Annotated in this window: 1 protein-coding gene; it reads right to left on the reverse strand. The window is 54.4% G+C overall.

The window, feature by feature from the left end; translation table 11 throughout:
- A partial coding sequence (locus L5M11_RS23810) for a putative Ig domain-containing protein (RefSeq protein WP_263193461.1) occupies positions 1-801 on the reverse strand: 801 nt, incomplete at both ends.

Below are 801 nucleotides of genomic sequence, written 5' to 3' on the forward strand. Positions count from 1 at the left end.
ATTGCTCGATTGCTCGGCGTGCCACTGAGTAAACCCGTCGCCGCGTTGAAACTCAACCAGCTTGGTTTGGTCACTGCGCTCAAGGTTAAGCTGTCGCCAGTATCGGAGTCGCTGGCCACTAAGTTGTAACTGTACGCCGCATCTTGGGTTGCCGCCGTCACCGCCGTCGAACTAATCGTCGGCGCATCGTTGACGTTTGTCACCGTGATGCTAAAGGACTGCTCAGCCGTTAAGCCATCTGTGTCCGTCACTCGTAAGGTGACAGCGTGACTGCCCACATCCGCATTGCTCGGCGTACCACTGAGCAAACCTGTCATCGAGTTGAAACTTAACCAACTCGGTTTATTGATGGCACTCAGCGTTAATACATCACCCACATCAGAATCAATTGCAGTCAAGGTGTAGCTGTACGCGACATCTTGGGTTGCCGCCGTCATCGCCATCGAACTAATCGTTGGCGCATCGTTGACGTTTGTCACTGTAATGCTAAAGGACTGCTCAGCCGTTAAGCCATCTGTGTCCGTCACTCGTAAGGTGACMGCGTGACTGCCCACATCCGYATTGCTCGGCGTRCCACTGAGTAAACCCGTCGCCGCGTTGAAACTCAACCAGCTTGGTTTGGTCACTGCGCTCAAGGTTAAGCTGTCGCCAGTATCGGAGTCGCTGGCCACTAAGTTGTAACTGTACGCCGCATCTTGGGTTGCCGCCGTCACCGCCGTCGAACTAATCGTCGGCGCATCGTTGACGTTTGTCACCGTGATGCTAAAGGACTGCTCAGCCGTTAAGCCATCTGTGTCCGTC

This window comes from Shewanella sp. SM87, from assembly GCF_025653705.1.
GTDB lineage: Bacteria > Pseudomonadota > Gammaproteobacteria > Enterobacterales > Shewanellaceae > Shewanella > Shewanella oncorhynchi.